The sequence below is a fragment of the Ruegeria jejuensis genome (assembly GCF_041537905.1).
In the GTDB taxonomy this organism is placed as follows: domain Bacteria; phylum Pseudomonadota; class Alphaproteobacteria; order Rhodobacterales; family Rhodobacteraceae; genus Ruegeria_C.
Window position 1 is genome coordinate 1 of the sequence record NZ_JBGRUO010000057.1, and the last position, 2,132, is coordinate 2,132.

Here is a 2,132-nt window from a genome sequence, read left to right on the forward strand (position 1 = left end):
AGCACGCGCTGGTAGAGCGGCTCCGCCTCGCCATAGCGCCCGGTGCTCTCGTAGAGCCCGGCCAGGTTGTTCACGCTGATGAGCGTGGAGGGATGCTCCCGGCCCAGCACCCGCTCGCTGGCCTCAAGCGCACGCTGGTAGAGCGGTTCCGCCTCGCCATAGCGCCCGGTGTTCTCGTAGAGCCCGGCCAGGTTGTTCACGCTGCTGAGCGTGTCGGGATGCTCCGGGCCCAGCACCCGCTCGCTGGCCTCAAGCGCGCGCAGGTAGAGCGGCTCCGCCTCGCCATAGCGCCCGGTGCTCTGGTAGAGAAAGGCCAGGTTGTTCACGCTGCTGAGCGTGTTGGGATGCTCCGGGCCCAGCACCCGCTCGCTGGCCTCAAGCGCGCGCTGGTAGAGCGGCTCCGCCTCGCCATAGCGCCCGGTGCTCTGGTAGAGAAAGGCCAGGTTGTTCACGCTGGTGAGCGTTTCGGGATGCTCCGGGCCCAGCACCCGCTCGCCGGCCTCAAGCGCGCGCTGGTAGAGCGGCTCCGCCTCGCCATAGCGCCCGGTGCTCTCGTAGAGCCCGGCCAGGTTGTTCACGCTGCTGAGCGTGTCGGGATGCTCCGGGCCCAGCACTCGCTCGCGGGCCTCAAGCGCGCGCTGGTAGAGCGGTTCCGCCTCGCTATAGCGCCCGGCGCTCTCGTAGAGAAAGGCCAGGTTGTTCACGCTGATGAGCGTGGAGGGATGCTCCGGGCTCAACGCCGCCTCCGCCCGTGCCAGAGTCGTTTGTGCCAGAGCGAGGGCTTCCTCGTAGCGACCCGCATTGAATGTTGCGACAACGTCCCGATTCGCCGCATCGATCGCCGCCGCGTCATCTTGCGCCACGGCGCTGGTCGCCAAAGTCACGATCATACAACAACAATAAAGAAACGTCCGCATCGGTCCCAATTTCAAATCTGACAACTATCAAAACACATGCTAAGTCTAGTTCAACTTAGGCGACTGTCCTAGACGGGAGTTCCAACATTGAAGTTTGCGGTATTCTTGAGTGTTTTTTTGATTTGTTCGCAGCCACTGACAGCACAAGAAAAAACGGCCTGCTTTTGCCTGCAAAACCCGGCAACCCTGATGATCGAACGGTATGGGTGCGAGTCGCGGACCATTGCGACACGCGGAATCAAGCGTGTGAGTTGTCAGACACTAACATTTGATGGGCGAGAGGATGTTGAAGACTTCGCGCGCTTCGACAGAATCGCCGCAGGAGAAGGCCTGTGTCGACCTTGTTATGCCTCTGCACGAGGGGATGTGGTCGATGACCTACGCCGCCAGGACGATGTGGAAAACGAAACGAGCGCTTCAGGCAGGGTCGAAGACAAATGAGCAATACGCCACCTTCTGTCTACAAAGTGATCGTTGAAGCCGGCTTCGTAACGCTCTATCTCGGCGCACTGATTTTCATAGCGGGTTGGACGTACGCGGATAGATATTTCGCGGAACTCGGGCTTGGGATTTCAGCGGTTGATGGTCTTGAGGCGTCGAGTTTTTCCGCCTATGCGCTTTGGGTCTTTCGGGACGGTTTGCTTTCAGTTCTGGCCGTCCTTGCTGGCTTGTTAGCTGCTGCCTTTCTTTTCCGGCGTCAATTTGGAGCAATGTCAGAGGAGTTGTTATTGGCTCTGGCGGCTGCTTTGGCGGTGCTTTCGCTTTTTGGAGCGGCATATCTTGGTGCGGAACGGGCGAAGGACCGTGCAGAAAACCTCTTCTCGCAAAACTACAAAAGTCTGGTGCGGATCAGCCTCGTTCCGAAGGCAGACAGTCCTCTGGCGACCTATCTGGACGCGCGACCAGCGCTTTCAGCAAACGGATGCTTGCGCAAGATCTTCATGGACCGGAAAAACCTCTACGCCTACGCGGGGGTCAACGACTCTTCGCGCCAACCAATTTTGATCATCCCATTGTCCGAAGTCGCTTTGATTGAAACATCCGTTATTCCGGACCTGTGCACATTCTAGTTACCCTTCGAAGAGGACGAAGGGTGCCCAGTTGAGCGGTGTGTTGAGGGACGGGTCTGTCTGTTGCAGGTACCACAGCTTGGTTTTGCGTAGTGCGGCGGCGGGGTTGCTCGTGGTCTGCTCGAGCCAGTTCTGGTAGAAGCGC

4 protein-coding genes are annotated in these 2,132 nt (G+C 59.2%); 2 read left to right on the forward strand and 2 right to left on the reverse strand.

The window, feature by feature from the left end:
* Positions 1-890: tetratricopeptide repeat protein (locus tag AB1E34_RS26030; RefSeq protein ID WP_372575195.1), on the reverse strand; the 890-nt coding region annotated here is incomplete at its 3' end.
* Positions 891-1,004: 114 nt separating this feature from the next.
* On the opposite strand from AB1E34_RS26030, the gene AB1E34_RS26035 reads away from it, so the two are divergent.
* Positions 1,005-1,358 carry a hypothetical protein gene (locus AB1E34_RS26035; protein WP_372575196.1) on the forward strand — a complete coding sequence of 118 codons (354 nt, stop codon included), beginning with the start codon at positions 1,005-1,007 and terminating at the stop codon, positions 1,356-1,358.
* Entirely contained in the window at positions 1,355-1,987 is a 633-nt protein-coding gene (locus tag AB1E34_RS26040) for a hypothetical protein (protein ID WP_372575197.1), read from the forward strand. The genes AB1E34_RS26035 and AB1E34_RS26040 overlap by 4 nt, the downstream gene beginning before the upstream one ends.
* On the opposite strand, the gene AB1E34_RS26045 is transcribed toward AB1E34_RS26040, so the two are convergent.
* The coding region (locus AB1E34_RS26045) for a CHAT domain-containing protein (RefSeq protein ID WP_372573890.1) at positions 1,988-2,132 on the reverse strand (145 nt) is incomplete at its 5' end.

Excerpts from the sequence above, each read along its gene's own strand:
- AB1E34_RS26040 (WP_372575197.1), top strand. The coding sequence starts at position 1,355 with ATGAGCAATACGCCACCTTCTGTCTACAAAGTGATCGTTGAAGCCGGC.